9 protein-coding genes and 1 tRNA gene are annotated in these 16,465 nt (G+C 55.2%); 2 read left to right on the top strand and 8 right to left on the bottom strand.

Features of this window, described 5'->3' with window-relative positions; translation table 11 throughout:
• Nucleotides 1–24: 24 nt before the first annotated feature.
• Both ACN0RL_RS03615 and ACN0RL_RS03610 read right to left on the bottom strand, forming a co-directional pair.
• Nucleotides 25–3,795 (bottom strand): translocation/assembly module TamB domain-containing protein, encoded by a 3,771-nt coding sequence (locus tag ACN0RL_RS03615; RefSeq protein ID WP_417513782.1) that lies wholly within the window; start codon nucleotides 3,793–3,795, stop codon nucleotides 25–27.
• Nucleotides 3,792–5,546, bottom strand: coding sequence for an autotransporter assembly complex protein TamA (locus ACN0RL_RS03610; RefSeq protein ID WP_417513780.1), 1,755 nt, complete (start codon nucleotides 5,544–5,546; stop codon nucleotides 3,792–3,794). The genes ACN0RL_RS03615 and ACN0RL_RS03610 overlap by 4 nt, the downstream gene beginning before the upstream one ends.
• 182 nt (nucleotides 5,547–5,728) lie before the next feature.
• On the opposite strand from ACN0RL_RS03610, the gene ACN0RL_RS03605 reads away from it, so the two are divergent.
• Both ACN0RL_RS03605 and ACN0RL_RS03600 read left to right on the top strand, forming a co-directional pair.
• Nucleotides 5,729–6,736: a hypothetical protein gene (locus ACN0RL_RS03605; RefSeq protein ID WP_417513778.1), complete on the top strand. Its 1,008-nt coding sequence runs from the start codon at nucleotides 5,729–5,731 to the stop codon at nucleotides 6,734–6,736.
• A 61-nt stretch (nucleotides 6,737–6,797) separates the two neighbouring features.
• Nucleotides 6,798–8,279 carry an amidase family protein gene (locus ACN0RL_RS03600; protein ID WP_417513776.1) on the top strand — a complete coding sequence of 494 codons (1,482 nt, stop codon included), beginning with the start codon at nucleotides 6,798–6,800 and terminating at the stop codon, nucleotides 8,277–8,279.
• An 86-nt stretch (nucleotides 8,280–8,365) separates the two neighbouring features.
• Here ACN0RL_RS03600 and ACN0RL_RS03595 read toward each other — a convergent pair whose 3' ends face one another.
• From ACN0RL_RS03595 to ACN0RL_RS03570, 6 genes are all read right to left on the bottom strand, one after another.
• Complete coding sequence (locus ACN0RL_RS03595; RefSeq protein WP_417513774.1) at nucleotides 8,366–11,152, bottom strand: aminotransferase class I/II-fold pyridoxal phosphate-dependent enzyme; 2,787 nt, start codon at nucleotides 11,150–11,152, stop codon at nucleotides 8,366–8,368.
• Nucleotides 11,153–11,185: 33 nt separating this feature from the next.
• Entirely contained in the window at nucleotides 11,186–12,184 is a 999-nt protein-coding gene (locus ACN0RL_RS03590) for a C45 family autoproteolytic acyltransferase/hydolase (protein WP_417513772.1), read from the bottom strand.
• Between the two features lie 65 nt (nucleotides 12,185–12,249).
• On the bottom strand, nucleotides 12,250–13,854 hold the full coding sequence (locus tag ACN0RL_RS03585) for a biotin carboxylase (protein ID WP_417513770.1): 1,605 nt from the start codon (nucleotides 13,852–13,854) through the stop codon (nucleotides 12,250–12,252).
• Nucleotides 13,855–13,929: 75 nt separating this feature from the next.
• Nucleotides 13,930–14,790, bottom strand: coding sequence for a carbon-nitrogen hydrolase family protein (locus ACN0RL_RS03580; protein ID WP_417513768.1), 861 nt, complete (start codon nucleotides 14,788–14,790; stop codon nucleotides 13,930–13,932).
• 161 nt (nucleotides 14,791–14,951) lie between these two features.
• A tRNA-Met gene (locus tag ACN0RL_RS03575) sits at nucleotides 14,952–15,028 on the bottom strand.
• 91 nt (nucleotides 15,029–15,119) lie between these two features.
• Nucleotides 15,120–16,457 carry an acetyl-CoA C-acetyltransferase gene (locus ACN0RL_RS03570; RefSeq protein WP_417513766.1) on the bottom strand — a complete coding sequence of 446 codons (1,338 nt, stop codon included), beginning with the start codon at nucleotides 16,455–16,457 and terminating at the stop codon, nucleotides 15,120–15,122.
• Between the last annotated feature and the right edge of the window lie 8 nt (nucleotides 16,458–16,465).

The following is a 16,465-nucleotide window of genomic DNA, read 5'->3' as shown; positions in this document are numbered from 1 at the left end:
TGCGCCGCTCGTGCTGCACTGAACTCAGAAGTCCCGGGTATAGAAGATATCCAGAGATGATGCCAACCCGCTGGCAGCTTCAAGGTAAAAGTACTTGCCCAAGTCATAACGTAGCGCCACAGTGCTGATGGGTTGAAAAATGCCCACCCCGTAACGAATGCTCAGGTCGTCAGTCAGGTAGCCACTCGCTACAACCGATGTCTGGTCGCCGCTGCCCTCGGCCTCCAGCGTTAACTCGCGAATACCGAAATCTTCTCCAATCTGGCCGGTTACCTTGTTCACCTGGGTCAGCCCCAGCGAGATGGCTGCCCGCCCCATCTGACCGTCATCAGTCTGCCCTCCCGGTGGCCGCCCAAGAATCACATAAGACAAAGCATCGGCCTGCGGCATATCCGGGCTGGAGAATACTTCAGTGGTAGGTGACTGAACCGGACCACTCAGGCGAATCCCGGCCAGAACAGTGTCCACTTGCCTTACGGCCTCAATATCCAGATAAGGCTGAACCAGGCTACCGACGAACAGCAACCGCGCCCGTCGTATTTCAAGCTCCTGGCCATAGGCTTCGTATTGCCCGTCAACCAGTTGCAGGGTACCCCGGGTGTCCATATCGTTACCGATCCGAAGTGTGCCCTCCAGATCGCCGGTCACGCCAAATGCGACAAAGCTCACCCGGTCTTCACCCACAACGACCGTAACATCCATATTCATTGACCGGATAAGTGGTTGTTCCCGCTCCACTCCGACAATGACTTCATCTTCGGATACAGAAACAGCCTGCGCCGGCAGCCCCTCTATTACAATGTCACCCCGAGGCACTTCAATACGACCTTCCACTCGCAGCGCACCATCACGGAATGCAAGGGTCAGATCCGGCGCCACTTCCAGATGGGCGTATGGTTCGAGGCTGAAAGGCAACCTTTTGCCGGTAATGCGTATCTCACCACCTGGTGTATCCTGCCAGTCAATCTCGCCCCGGATAATGGCCTCGCTTCGAGCGTTGCTGCTTACCCGGCCCCGAATATCCGCAGAATAACCCTCAAGCTCAACACTGATAACCACCTCCTCCATGGGAAGAGGCAAGCGCGGATCCACCACACGGCCATTGGTTAATGCCACTTCTCCACGCACTGCCGGCTTCATCAGCGGGCCGGAAATGGTGCCTTCACCGTTAATTTCTCCAGCTACTTCTTCTAGGCCGGTAAACAGACCGGCGAGAGCGATATCGAGACCACTCAGCTTGAACGATCCTTCAACCGGGCGGCCCTCAGCCATCGGGTCCAGGCTCATATCCACAGAGAGCTTGCCAAGCTCAGGGCCAGACAATCGCACCGCGAGATCCGCCTCATCCGGTTTGAGATCCAGCTCCGTTGTGAGGGTCTCGTAACTCAGGCTTTCCCACTCGCCATCCAGAAGCAGCTCAAACCTGCCTTCACCGGCATCCAGCGCTATACGGCCATCGGGGCCGTTATCGGTTAACGTAAAATCAATTTCGCCATTGATGCTGGAATACCACCGCAGCGTCTCTGGCAGAACAGGAGCCAAAGCTGCGGCAGGAAAATTGGTAATTCGATAGGCAATTTCGGGTACCGGTAACAGGGTCTGGTCGTCTGCGCAAACAGAACTTTGCTGCCAGCGCCAGCAGTGGGCTGCAAAGCTGAGTTCGCCGTCATCTCCGTATTCCAGCCCTGCAGGGGACTCCAGCACCCAGCTCTGCTCCTGCCCGGGCACCTCAATCACGCCCCGTGCGAGCTCGCCTTGCCAAGTCGTCCAGTTTTCACCCGCAGAACCCTTAAAGTCCAGTTGCAATCCTGCCTCTTCTTGCCTGGCATCAATGGCCACTTCGTGATTGCCCTGGGTGCCCTGGACCTTGACCGCCAGCGACTCGATATTTTGTCCGGAAACCGTAACCCCCTTACTCTGCAATTCGGTGTTGAGACGGAACCCGGATTCCAGCCGGGCATCGAGACTCAACGCATCAACCACCAGAAGGTCCTGCCAGCGCAGTTCGGTTGCACTCGCGGTTAATACCCCAAGGGGATCATCAGACGTACCGGCAAGCTCGAGCTGAAGCTCGACTTCGCCGCCAAGGCCCGGCAGAATTTTCCCCGGATCTGGCAATTTCAGGTCCAGGTCAGCTTGCAATTGCTGGCCCCATTGACCGCTGCCTTCGAGGCGATTGTCGCCAATAACCAGCTTCAGTTGCGACACGACCCAGTCACCGGTTGAGGTATCGAGCCGGCCCGCCGCAACAGTGGGGCTGGAGCGCCATTGACCCTCCAGATCCCAGCTGGCTTCCATTGTGGGTACCGGTCTATCAGTAAGCTGCCCTTCTGTGGTGACCTGACCACTGAGGCTGGCTTCAAGAACCGGCACCCAGTAGCCGGGATTAAAATCTTGCAGCTGCAGAGCCGCCCGCCAGCTCAGGGGGCCGGAAAAATCAACTGCGCCCTCACCCGTGAGAGAGCCTGCACCAGTCACTGCAGAGAGCTCCGTCAACCGCGCCTGGCTGGTATTGCCTTCGATAGCTGTTGCCACGTCCGCAAGGCCCTGAGGGCCATCTACTTCGGCCGTCAGGTTCGCCTCGTAGCGGCCATCACGCCAGGAAGCACTTCCGTCCAGTTTGTGAAGGGCAACAAGCGGCTCATCCAGGCCGGGTAGCAGCGAATACCAGGGGAACTTCCTTAGCTGAATATCCGCCTGCGCACTGAGGCCATTCTGCCACCGAGTGTTGCCCGTGAGCATCAGCGTTTGAGGCGATTTATCTGCCTTATCCTGCGTGGAAAGTTGTAACCGGATGTCCCGTGCCTCTGCGGTTGTCACCAGGCCGGAAAGTGTCAGATCAATCGGTCCTTCTGTACCCGGAAGAGTGGCCCGCCCTTGCGTCTTGAATCCGCCCTGCAGGCTGCCTTCGGCCTCAACAAACCAGTTGTTCAGAACCAGGGTTTCCGGCAAGGCTTCGGCTGGCCGGAACATTTTTGAGGCAACCCGCAGGCGCGCCGGCAGGCTCGACGCCAGCGGCTGGACTTTACCCTCCAGTGTTGCATCGAGGTAACCGCGACTCTTACCCGCAATCGCAAGATCCCGAACGCTGCCAGAAAGCGCCAGATCAATTGTCCAGGTATCGCCAAAGGGCGGTGGCAGAGTTGCGCTCACCTCAAGACTGACCGGCCAGTCCCGCCGCGTCTCCACGCGGCCAGACGCCATCAGGGTGTAGTCATCAAGCTGGTAGTAGACCCGCTCAAGTTTCCAGTCGGCTCCCGAACCTCCGGCCGCAAGCTCAAACCTGTCCCACACCTTGCTGCCATTAAAGGTAAAAGTGCCCACGCTTACATTGTTGACTCTCAGCCCCAGCGGCAACTCGAGCCCGGGCAGGCTGATATCCCCGCCCTTGCCCTGCTCTGTTTCGGACGGCTGCAGGCGAACGTCCAACTGTTCTATCTGAAGAGTTTCTAGACAGAGCTGCAGATCAAAAAGGCAGGAAGGCGACCAGTCTATGAAAGGGGAATCAACCGCCACATCAACACCGTATCCCTGCCACTGGAGGCGATCTGCCTGCCAGATTCCAAACAAGGAACCATGGTCATTAACCGCTTCAAGCCCGGGTATCTGATCGATAACCCAGGCGGTGCCCGCCTCAGAACGCAACGCCAGCAGGATTGCCGAAACCAGTAAAACCGGCAAAAGCACCAACAACCCAAGCAGCAACAGCAGCCAGAACCGGATACGACCTCGAGGCTTGCGCTGAGGCTTCTGAACGCTATCCGGGTTCTCATGGTCTTTAAGAGCTTCGGTCACAATTCCGGCCCCATCGAGAAGTGGATTCGCCACCCACCACCAAGCTCGGGGTTCAGACCCTTTGCAATATCCAGCCGCAGGGGGCCAAGGGGGCTAAGCCAGCGGATGCCGACACCGGCGCCGGTCGCAAGGGGGTCAAGCAGGTCATTGATGGCGTTACCATGGTCAACAAACAGCGCTGTACGCCATTTGTCTGCAAACTGATACTGATATTCGGCACTACCAACCAGAATGTAACGGCCACCAACTTTTACGCCGTTTTCATTCTCCGGCGACAAACTCTCATAGGCGTAACCGCGCACACTCTGGTCGCCACCAGCAAAGAAACGCAGCGACGGTGGCACATCCTCAAAACTGTTAGTCGCAACACCCCCGAACTGGAAACGGGAGAGAAAGCGGTGCTTACCGGCCAGAGTGAAAAGGCCCTTGGCAATGGCGTTCACATGCAAGATATCCACGCTGGAAAGAACTGCCCTGTGGGAGCCGCTCACATCAGCCTGCAACCGATAACCTCTGGTCGGATCAAGCGGCGAGTCGACATGCAGCTTGGAGTAACCGACTCCCGGTAACAACAGCGAACTTGTCCCTTTTTCATCATCGCCAATATTAAAGCGTTCGCCCTCCCAGCGAATGGATAAAACCTGCAGCCAACCATGATCGAGCTGGTGTTGCCATTGCTGCCCGAATGTCAGCAGCTCCGACTCAACGTTCTCGATGTCTTCGCGCTGATAACCTGCGGTAAGCCGGATCAGGTCCGTCATCGGAGGGTCCAGCGGCAGTTCATACCAGGTACTCAGGTTCTGTCTTGGTTCGGACAGCTCCGTTTCAGCGCCGCGCCGATGCCCCATCGGGTTGATCCAGTGCTCCCGCCAGGTGCCCCGAAAACGAGGCCCTACATCTGTGGAAAATCCGAGGCCGGTGGCCAGGGATCGGGGGTCCCTTCGGGTCAGATCGATTCGCACTGGAATCACACCATCCTCAGCGCTCCCGGGTGTCGCATCGATATCAACACCCGAGAAATAACCGCTGCCGAGAAGGTCACTGTTGAGCTTTGCGATTTCATCCGCGTGATAGGCAATGCCCGGCTCGAACGTAACAAAATCGTCAAGAAGCTCAATTTCAAACCAGTGCCCTTCGCCATACGTAACGTCACCAAGTCGATAGCGCTCACCGCTTTCGAACACAATCGCAATGTCGGCGACCCCGGCTTCCGGATCAACCTCCAGGGTGCGGGTAACAAAGCGGCCATCAAAGTACCCGCGGCGCCGGGCCCGCGTCTGAAGCGTGTTACGGAGGTTGGTGTATTCGCCATGGTCAAGAATATCGCCTTCGGCAGGATGCACAGGCAAGTTATCAGTGAAGCGTTCGTCAGAAGCGCCCGCACCTCTGATCTCAACCACTCGGGAGTTGATGCGCACCGGTTCCCCGGGCGTAATATCCAGAATCAACCGGGCAAGCTCTTCTGAATCGCCCTCTTCTACTTTCCAGTTCACCGTCGGGCTGTAATAGCCCAGGGCGCGCAAGGCTTTACTGGCCTGTTTCACTGCCGTCGACGCATAGCGGCGCAGATTATCGGCACTTCGGCCCTCCACCTCACCAATGAACGCTTCGGCATTTTTTTCGAGCCCCGGATAGTCACCCTTAACGCTAACTTCAACTTGCTGAGCCTGGCCCAGAGACGACAAAAGGAAAAGCAGCAAACCCAGAAGCCGGATTCGGACCGTTTTCAAATTATGATCAGGTGATAGCATCCGGCTGTTTCAGTATTGGTCGTGATAGAGATGATGAAAGTGATTATCGCTCAAGCGTGAGAGTTTAATGCCAGACGGTCAAGTTAATCCGCACCCGGACAAGTCGTCCGCCGGGTTCAAATACGCTAACCTGTCAAAAGATCTGTAAAAGCTATTACACCATAGAGGACGGATACCAGCGAATGCTGAAAATTAACCGCGAGAACCTGAAGTCCAGCCATCAACTTACCTGGTTCATTATCGACTTCCTGATGCTGGGACTGCTCATCATCAACCTCGCGTTCATTATCTGGGACTCAGTCTATAACTTCATTGCCATCCAGAACGCGTTAAAAGAACACCTTCCGGCATTCCAGGCCGCCTACCACCCGATACACGAAAATTTCATCCTCTACGACGCAATGTTCGTCGCGGTCTTCCTGAGCGAATTTTTCGTGCGTTGGGGCTATGCAGTCAGGGCCAAAGTATACGACCGCTGGTACTTCTATCCCTTTATCCACTGGTATGATGTGGTTGGTTGTATACCCGTAGGAAGCCTGAGGTTCTTGCGGATTCTGCGGGTTATTTCCATTATCTACCGCCTGCATCAATACAAGATAATCGATGTTACCAGCACCGGAATTTTCCGCTTTGTAAATTTCTACTACGAAGCCTTTATGGAAGAGCTTTCCGATCGCATCGTAACCAAGGTATTGAGCGGCGTTCAGCACGAAATAAAACTGGGTTCGCCCCTTTTCGAGAAAGTCCAGAACGATATCCTGTATCCGCGGCGAGAGATGCTGTCTGGATGGATCTCCCAACGCGTGGCTCAGGCCGCAAAGGAAGGTTATGTCCCCAACCGCGGTGCACTTAGAACCTATCTCGAGGACAGAGTTGATCATGCGCTGAAACAGAACGTGGAACTTTCGCGCCTGAAATACTTGCCGGTTGTGGGAACAACTATCAAGGAAACCCTTGAGGATGCCGTGGGCGATATTGTCGCAAACGTTATACAGCAGATTCTGGAAGATCTGGCATCTTCTTCGAACCATGCGTTTATCGAAGACATCGTAAACGCGTTCATTCGCGGCCCGGGGGAACCGAATACCGAAGAAGCCCGCAACGAGGCACTGATTGCCCTGATCATCGAAGTTATTGATGCCATCAAGGGCCAGGTCAAGGTAAAGCGTTGGCGGGAGCAGCTTCCATAGGCCAACTACCCGAGGGCACCTCTGGCCAGAAATTACAAAAACAAAACCAAAGAGACATCAAATGGATGAACTGCACTACCAGCCAGCCCACAAGCTACTTGCACAACTCGAAGCCGGCACACTGACCAGCAAAGCCCTGGTAACCGCCCTGCTCGCAAGAATCCGCGAACATAACCCGGCGGTAAATGCCATTGTTACCCTTGATGAAACTCGCGCCCTTGAGCAGGCACAGGAGGCCGATACAAAGCGCGCTTCCGGCGCCGAAACCGGTCCTCTTCACGGCTTGCCTCTCACTCTGAAAGACACCTGGGAAGTCGCGGGGATGACCTGTACCGCTGGCGCCACCGCATTACGAGAACACAGGCCCGAACACCATGCTGATGTAGTACAACGTCTGGAAGACGCGGGGGCTATTATTCTGGGCAAAACCAACGTGCCGGTTTATGCCACCGACCTGCAGAGCTATAACAAACTGTTTGGTGTAACCAACAACCCTCACAACTCTGATCACACACCGGGTGGCTCATCCGGAGGCGCTGCTGCGGCCCTCGCGGCAGGCATGACACCTCTGGAAGTAGGCAGCGATCTGGCGGGCTCTATTCGAATCCCGGCCCACTTCTGCGGGGTTTTCGGGCACAAACCGTCCCGGACACTGGTGTCTTTTCGTGGCCACATTCCCGGGCCGCCAGGCACACAATCTCAACCGGATCTGGCGGAAGGCGGCCCTCTGGCCCGGAACGCGACGGATCTGGAACTTCTGATGAACGTTATTGCCGGGCCAAAACCTGTTGACAGCCGTTGCTGGCAACTGGAAATGACACCCTCGAAGCTCGAGAGCCTCAAACAGGCGCGAGTCGGGCTGTGGCTGGAAGACGCGCTGTGCCCGGTGGAAAAAGAACTGACCGACGGTTATCGGGAACTGGGAAATCAGCTCGCTGACCGGGGTGCTCTTATATCCGATGCCAGCCACCCTCTTTTGAACCTGAAGCACATACTGCCTGTGTACTTCAATCTGCTGGGCAGTCTGCTGAGCACCTCCCTTACGCCAGCTCAACGCCGCCAGTTGAAGTGGATCGCCCGGCTGGAAAAATGGCTGACCTTTTTCGGCCCCATGACGCCGTTCATTGGCGAATACGGCCGCGGTGCAAACCAGCCTACCTACGAATGGATGGCCATGAGCGAGATGCGGGAAAAAATGCGCGCAGAAATCGAAACCCTGTTCAAGGGTATAGATGTGCTGCTCACGCCGATCACCCCCACAGCCGCTATCCGGCACGATCATTCGCAACCGGTGTTCAAACGTCGCATCACTGTAGCTGGGCAACCTCGCGCCTACATGGACCAGTTCTGCTGGATTGCCTTCGCAACCCTGCTCGGCTTACCGGCCACCTCGGTACCCATCGGACGCACCAGGGAAGGACTGCCTTTTAACGTGCAGGTAATTGGAGCGCCGGGAATGGACTTGACTACGATAGGCTTTGCCAGATTGCTTGAAGATGCAGGCTTGGCGAAGTTTCAGATTCCAAAGGGGTTTGGCAGCTGAACAGGCGGGCAATCAACTCACGGATTACCGCACCTCCAGCCGGCCACATGGCCGGCTGGAGGTAATCGGACAAATAGATGCACTAGTCAGTCGGCGCAGTCAGTTGTGCGCTCCAAGGCCTCGATTGTATAAACAATGAGCCCCAACTCCGGCCGGTAGCCATGAATTTCCTTGACGTCCAGCGCCTGCAAAAAGTGCAAAATTTCTTCACTGATAACCTGCCCCGGCACCAGCACCGGGAAGCCAGGTGGATAGGGAATCACAAAACTGGCTGAAACGACATCCCGCCCCGCGGCCATCTGCTTCTGAAGCTCATTATTATCGAAACGTAGGTACTCGGTATTTTCTTCGTCATAACTGAGGAAGTAGGCCCGGCGAATATCACCCTCCGGGCTACCCGGGGTAGGCCGGAAAGCATTGTGGAAGCTGCTGAAATCCGGCAGAGGCGGTAACTCCTCGGTCAGGGATTTTACCTTGTGTTCAATAATCTTCCGTTCCGGGCGGCTGCTCTCCTCCCAACGTCGGTCAAAGCCCTTGGCGAGTTTGATCAGCACATCCAGCAAGTAGGCTATAGAGCCGCGCGTCGTTCCGATGTTGGTCATGAACAGCACGGTATTACGGGACGTTTTATTGATCTGAATCCCGAACTGGTTCATCAGATATTCGTTCTTGAAAGTGTCGCCATCAATGCCGGATTTTCCGATGGCCATGGTAATTCTGCTGGGATCGACCACAAATTCGTCATGGGCCCAGGCCTCTTCCATCTTGTTCCAGCCACTGACGGGATCATAAAAGGTGTCGACACCGGACTGGCGGTATTCCAGAGGAATCATGTCCTTGTTTACCAAAACCTGGAAATATTTCTTCAGCAATGGGGTGGTGTAGAGCTGTTCACGCAGGGTCAGTGCAGCCTCAATCTGGGCGTGGACCAGCTCAAAACCTTCCATTTCCGCCTGCATTCGCCCCACATCCAGAGACGCAACAATCTGGTAATTGGGCGAAGTGGAGGTATGAGTCATATAGGCTTCGTGAAACGAGGACTCCACCTTCTGGCGATAATCCTGATCATAGATATGGATCATCGACCCCTGTCGCAGTGATGTCAGGGTTTTGTGGGTTGAGTGGGTCGCATATGCCCGGACACGTACTGTTTCGGGATCCGGCATCAGGTGATTGTCCAGCCACGTGGCGTCATCGTCCGGGTCAAGCTTGTCGAATTCTGTTTTCCAGGCATCGTACTCTGCCTGATATTCTTCGCTGCGATAGCGGTCCCGCAACGTGCGGGCAGCATGCATGGCTGTGCGTGGACGGTATGTCGGATTGAAAGTGGCAAAGGCAAACCAGGCCTCATCCCAAAGGAAGACCAGATCCGGCTTGATGGCCAGACACTCCTCCATCACCCGGCGCACGTTGTAGACCACGCCATCGAAAGTACAGTTGGTCAAAAGTAACATCTTGACCTTGCTGAGCTGCCCGTTGCGCTTGAGGTTGAGAAGTGTTTTCTTCATTTCCCGCAAGGGCACGGCACCGTACATGGAGTAGTCGTTAAGCGGATAAGAATCCAGATACGCAACGTGCGCGCCGGCCAACACCATGCCGTAGTGATGGGATTTATGGCAATCACGGTCAATAAGCACGATATCCCGTGGCTTCACCAGCGCCTGAACAACGATCTTGTTTGCGGTTGATGTGCCGTTTGTCACAAAGAAACTCTGGCGGGACCCAAAAGCCCGGGCGGCATATTCCTGGGCTTTCTTGATAGGGCCATAGGGCTGCAAAAGCGAATCAAGGCCCCCGGACGTAGCGGACGTTTCGGCCAGGAAAATGTTAATACCGTAAAAATCGATCATCTGACCGGCCCAGTGGGACCGGGTAACCGACTTGCCGCGGGAGATCGGCATGGCATGGAATACGCCAGTAGGCTTTCGGCTGTATTCACGCAGCGCATCAAAGAACGGCGTGCGGTAACGGTCATCGATCGCCCGCAAAATCGTGTGATGTTGCTCGATGTAGTCCGTTTCGCGATAAAAAATACGCTTGAAATGCCGGATATCGGCACTGGCAGTCACTTCGACATCACCGCTGGTTACAAGAAACTGATCAATCTCCGGGCGAATCTCGCCAATCATTGAACCTAACAGGAGGCTGCGCTCGGCCTCGGTCTTACTTTCCAGTTCCTTTTCTGAAATGCCCTCGAGATAATTACGAAGTGCGCTGAGGTTGTACTTCGACTTATAGGGAAATTCGTAGCGGATCATGCAGGCCTGGATATTGGGATTCACCAGGATCGCAATCAGCGCATCTTCGAAGCTTCGGACAGTAACTGTGTCATAGATGAACTTGTCTTCCGGGCGGCGCAGATTATGAAAGGCCTCACGGACTACATCCTCCTCCTGCAGCGACATTGCATCAACAATGAGGACTTCGAAATAGGGCTGCGCCGAGCTATTAGAGGCTGGGTGGCCGCGCCGCAACTGTGCCAGGGCATCCAGTGCCTCGAGGCCTTCGGAGTCTGAATCGCTTTCACTGAGGTCGACGTGGCGGCGGCGGTAGGACTCACTGATCAATGTCCGCACCAGGCGCTTGACCACCTTCTCCAGTTGAACAAAATCCTCCCGACCAAAGAGGGCCCACAAGTGCCCGAAATCTTCCTTTGAGGGGAACGCGTGGTAGTCTTCGATGATCTCCAGACGAGTAAGCTTGATGTCAATCGACTTGGCCAGCTGCCGCTCTTCCGCCGCATCGTTAAGCCTGACAATACGCCCGAGATCACGCTTCAACGCGTTCCAGGTATCGGCTCGCAACTGGCTGATCTTGTGATAAAAACCCAAGGCCGTGTAAGCGGTTTCTGTCTCTCTTGTTATTTCGCTCATGGTTTTACCTTCAGTCCATAAGTTCTCAGACGGCTATCCCGGAACGCTGGCACGAACGTTGTAGCGGATATCCACGAATGTCTCTTCAAAATCGTCAAAAGACAGGTCAATTGATTTGCCCGGCCAATGGTACTGGGCGACTCCTTCGTTGGGGTGATATACCGCAGTGTAGATAGTGCCCAGGCCGCGCCGATAATCGGTTCGAAACAGGGGTGGTGCTGCAAATGCAGAAATCAGCCGCTCTTTCGTTGTGGCTGGATCATCTACCAGAATCGACAGCTGACGCTCGCGGATCAGCGTTTCCGATGCCAGAGCATGGGCGTACCACTCGATCCTCTTCTGATGGTTTGTCGCCACCGGTATGCGCTTGATCGATGCCGGACGATCAGGGCCGATCATTGCAGTAATATAGCGCTTACGCGCGTCGGTCACGGTGATGTTATAGGCCATATGGGTAGGCACACGCGCCAGTACCTCCGCGGCTTCCGGCGTCGTGTCGCAGAACTCGAGTATGTAGCGCAGAATAATCGGTGCACCAAAACCGTCACCCACCGCCGTTCGCCCGCCAAAGGCCAACGAAACAGACAGCCCGCTTTCGTTCATACCATCCAGCACACCCACCAGGCAGTCCGACATGGCAATCACCCGGCGACCGTTCCAGCAGGTCGACAGGATCGTACCTTCACAGAGTTCCGGCGGATAATCGTAGTTTCGCACCAGCACGTTATCGCCGGCGTCGGAAAAAGCAGCCTGGGAACATCCGGTTATATAGGCCGGTGGCCGGTAAAGACTGAGCAGCCTTGAAGACAGGTCCCCACCGCCGGAAAGCTCGCACAGCCGCCGATACGTTGGTATCAATTCTGGCATGTGTCGGGTCAACGCGTTGTAACAGGCCAGATAACTGGGCCGCTCGCGCTCCGTCTCAGACAGATACCAGCGTTCATAAGCCGACCAGTGAAGATCAAAAAGACGCCGCCACTTTGGCCCTGCCTCCGGTTCATGCACTGTCTCGAAAATGAGCTGCTTCTGCATGACATCAGGGCCATCCGGCCCAAGGGGGCGGATGGGGGTTTTACCACCCCTCATCGCGTCGGTGTTCACAGTATTTTGAAGTTACTGCCACCGATGGCATGATCGACCGCTGCCGCCTCGACAGCCGGATCCTGCAGGGCCTGGCCGGCAAACTGGCCACGGATACCATCGATCCAGGCTTTTGCCCGGGAGGTAAGCTGGAAGTCGTCGTCCATCAGGCGTCCACGGGTAATCAGTATTCCGAGGTCAGCACCCTCATAGCGGAAATCACCCACCCCGCTTATGCGCATGAAGAAGGCTTCCTGCTCGCTCTCAGCCGCGTGCGGATGATAGTTGTAGTGATCGTAGGCAATGCTGCCGTCGTCTGACATGCGCCACACCCCTGACTGAGGTGCCCGGGTCAGCAGATCCACCGTCTCATCGGTGTGCTTTATAACCAGCTGACTCCAACTATCTATGCTGTCCGGGTTCGACCAGCGCTCGTTGATGTCTTCGATATTGATATCGAAATCCTGGTCAGAGAATTCCAGCAGGTGGAACAAAAACAACGGAACATCCGAGTGCGCGAACGCCGCAACGTTGGTCAGTGAACTGGCGCCGGTGACCCGCGGATTAAGCTCACCCAGGTAAACTTCATCCGTATCCATGTCGATCAGGAAGTCGAGCTCGAAATAACCGCGATAACCCTCGTCCCTCAGGGCCTCGCCAAATTTGAAGGTATACTCGCGAGCCTTGTCACGAACCTCCTGGGTGAAAGCGCCGGCAAACATCTCGTTGCCACACCAGCCGCCTTTATAGGGTGTTAACGCTTTGAAGCCGACCAATTCGGTCATCAGTGGCCCCACAACGGTGCCGCAGCGGGTGCTGCAGGCCTCAATCGCAGAGCCCCTGCAATTGATCCGCTTCATGATCTTCACTTCGGGTTCGGCTTCGATTTCTTCAGCGTACTTGTAATACTCATCTTCATTGGAAACGAAGAAGGTGGTGTGGCCCGAGTCGCCGAAAGCCGACTGGATGACCAGGTCGGTACCGAGTTCCGCGCTGACTTCCTGCAAATGGGCGTAACTGTTCACCTTGGCGAGAACGTTCGGAACACTCGGCACGCCAACTTTGTTGCCGATCCGTACCGTCTCGATCTTGTTGTCCATACGCGAGCGCAATTCCGCCGGCGGGAAGGCAACCCGCAGGCCAAGCTGTTTACAGATCTCTTCTGTGTGTTCGTTGAACATAAGGAAGGTTGCAGTGCCCTTACCGCCCCGAGACTGCAAGTAATCGATAACTTCCTTATGCTCGAGGAGGTAGTTGTTAATGTCCTCGATGCTTTCGAAATCCCTGGGGAACTTCATTTTGGGTACGAAGATATTCTTCTGTCTGCCTTCAAAGCAATCGATGTAAGTAATGTGCCGGAAGTTACCGACCCAATCACCGATGCCCAGCAGGTTGAAGTTGGTCGCCGAGATAAAGTACACAGGGTCTTTGTTGTTGTGGAAATAACGACGGATATCAGAAATGTTTTTAATCTTGTTCATTTCTTTCTCTCCAGAAGAGGGGCGTTCCTGCACATTTTCAGGGCCCTGCACAGGAATTTCCTGCTCAGGGCCCTGGTCCTCGCTCGGCATTAGCCAGTGTGCCACCATTTTGCGTAATCGGTTTAACAGATATCGGGTCATTGGATTCTCCGCTACTGCAACACCAGGGTTACGCCTTGATGTTTTGGATTATGGCTGCTGCCGCTATGACTGTTATCAGACCTCGTTACGAGCTGGCTTGGCTAAGGGCCCCAGTGCATCAAGAAATGGGCTGGATCCGTTTTCACTACTATAGAGTGAAAAATTCACGCTGCGATCCCGGAAACTTTTCAGGGGCTGGCCCAGGCCATGCAGGCCACGCTCACGCTCACGACGAACGCGATTGAAATCCACCTCCACCGGCACGATTTCCTCGCCGGCGGCGCACTGGTGAATCACATCGCCCGACGGGCCCACTACGATCGAACGGCCGTTACCGATGGCACCAGTGCCATTAAAGTCGAAGAAATAGCACTGATTGATGGCCGCGTTGGTGCGCGCAATAGAAAGCTCGAGATCTCGATCGACAGTATCGGTCATTGTGGGGTGCAGAATAACTTCAGCACCCATAGCCACGAGCGTTCTGGTTGTCTCGGGGAACCACATGTCGTAGCAGATCGAGACTCCGAAACGGCCTACGTCTGGTACGTCAAATACCGCAAACTCGCTGCCACATTCAACGCCCTGCTCGTAGGGCCGGAAAGGGAACATCTTGCGATAACGACACACCACCTCACCATGCGGATTTATAACCGAAAGCGTGTTGTAGATCCGGTCTCCGTCACGCTCGAACATGGATCCCGGAATAAGCCAGATACCATGCCGTAAAGCCAGTTCGCAGAACATGCTTTCCATCGAGTTGGGGAAGGGTTGGGCGTGTTGAATACCGGCACCTTTTGCCACCAGTTCGCTGAACATCACCATCTGAACCTGGGGAAAGCGGTTCATCAGAATGTCGATGCGCTGGCGCATGGCGTCAGTATTGTCGCCATGATGCAGGGCGTGCATCTGCACCCCGGCTATTGTGAAATAAGACATCGAATTCCTCTGTTTATGACTATTCCGTAACGGTGTTTTTTCGAATCTGTGTCTTCAGCAAGCTTATGTCAAATCCGGGAGTCTGTCGAAAGGCGATTGGAATTATCATCCAAAACGAAAAAAGGCAGACCAGTAAGTAACTGATCTGCCTTTCTTTTATATGGTAGCGGGGGCAGGATTCGAACCTACGACCTTCGGGTTATGAGCCCGACGAGCTACCAGACTGCTCCACCCCGCATCAAACTGGTTGGTAACCTCTCGATCACCGAGGTGCGCATATTACGGAGCCCAATTCGATCTGTCAAAGACTATTCCGACTTTCCAGCAACTTATCGCTCGAGGATAGCCGTTATGCCCTGGCCACCAGCCGCGCAGATGGAAATCAGGCCGCGCCCGCTTCCCTTCTCCTCCAGAAGCTTGGCCAGTGTGGCCACAATGCGCCCGCCGGTCGCAGCGAACGGGTGGCCGGTGGCAAGGCTGCTGCCTTTCACATTCAGCTTGTTGCGATCAATGCTTCCAAGCGGTTTGTTCAGCCCAAGCTTGTCTTTGCAGAAAGCTGGGTCTTCCCAGGCTTTGAGCGTTGAAAGAACCTGAGCTGCAAACGCTTCGTGGATTTCATAAAAATCGAAATCCTGCAGCGTAAGACCGGCTTTTTCCAAAAGGCGCGGCACCGCGTAGGCCGGGGCCATCAGCAAGCCTTCTTTTTTATCAACAAAATCAACTGCAGCTACCTCCGAGAAGGTCAGCCAGGCCTTTACTTCAAGGTTATTGGCTTTTGCCCACTCTTCACTGGCCAGGAGCACGCAAGAAGCGCCATCAGTCAATGCAGTGCTGTTGGCCGCCGTCATGGTGCCATTCTCGCGATCGAAAACCGGCTTCAGGGTTGCCAGCTTTTCCAGCGTAGTGTCCGGGCGCAAAATATTGTCTTTCTCAAGCCCTGCAAGTGGCGTGATCAGATCGTCAAAAAAGCCTTCTTCATAGGCTTTGGCCAGTTTCTTGTGACTTTCCCATGCAAGCAGATCCTGCTCATCCCTCGGAACAGACCATTCATGTGCAGTTACCTGAGCGTGCTCACCCATGGACATACCGGTACGGGGCTCTCCGTTCTGCGGCACATCTGGCTTGAGGTGGCCGGGGCGTAAACGGCTGAGAATCTTCAATCGGTCACCGATCGTCTTTGCCCTGTTCAGATCAAGCAGAATGTCCCGCAACCCTTCACTAACCCCTATCGGCGCATCCGACGTGGTATCCGTACCACCCGCAATGCCGCACTCAATCTGCCCCAGGGCAATCTTGTTGGCTACCAGAATCGCTGCCTCAAGACCGGTGCCGCACGCCTGTTGAATATCGTACGCCGGCGTTTCCGGCGCCAGCCCGCAACTCAGTGCAGCCTCCCGGGTCAGGTTAAAGTCTCTGGAGTGTTTGATCACCGCACCGGCCACCACTTCACCAAGGCGCTGGCCCTGAAGGCCGAAGCGATCAACAAGCCCGCGCAACGCGGAAGTCAGCAATTCCTGATTACTTACTTTGCTGTAGACCGTGTTGGAGCGGGCAAAAGGAACCCGGTTGCCACCAATAACGGCCACACGGCGAACGCCATCGGCACGCTTATGAACCGCTTTCGGCGCCGCGGGTTTCTTCTGGTTGGTCTTCTGAGCCTGTGCCATGATGATAT

Source organism: Marinobacter sp. (assembly GCF_048259445.1).
In the GTDB taxonomy this organism is placed as follows: Bacteria; Pseudomonadota; Gammaproteobacteria; order Pseudomonadales; family Oleiphilaceae; genus Marinobacter.
Note: the sequence above shows the minus strand (reverse complement) of the source record. Positions and strands in the feature narration are given on the sequence as shown.

Bases quoted from the DNA above. Each gene is read 5' to 3' on its own strand.
- ACN0RL_RS03590 (WP_417513772.1), bottom strand. From the start codon at position 12,184: ATGCAGAAGCAGCTCATTTTCGAGACAGTGCATGAACCGGAGGCAGGG.
- ACN0RL_RS03605 (WP_417513778.1), top strand. From the start codon at position 5,729: ATGCTGAAAATTAACCGCGAGAACCTGAAGTCCAGCCATCAACTTACC.
- ACN0RL_RS03600 (WP_417513776.1), top strand. From the start codon at position 6,798: ATGGATGAACTGCACTACCAGCCAGCCCACAAGCTACTTGCACAACTC.
- ACN0RL_RS03610 (WP_417513780.1), bottom strand. From the start codon at position 5,546: ATGCTATCACCTGATCATAATTTGAAAACGGTCCGAATCCGGCTTCTG.
- ACN0RL_RS03585 (WP_417513770.1), bottom strand. From the start codon at position 13,854: ATGACCCGATATCTGTTAAACCGATTACGCAAAATGGTGGCACACTGG.
- ACN0RL_RS03580 (WP_417513768.1), bottom strand. From the start codon at position 14,790: ATGTCTTATTTCACAATAGCCGGGGTGCAGATGCACGCCCTGCATCAT.
- ACN0RL_RS03570 (WP_417513766.1), bottom strand. From the start codon at position 16,457: ATGGCACAGGCTCAGAAGACCAACCAGAAGAAACCCGCGGCGCCGAAA.
- ACN0RL_RS03595 (WP_417513774.1), bottom strand. From the start codon at position 11,152: ATGAGCGAAATAACAAGAGAGACAGAAACCGCTTACACGGCCTTGGGT.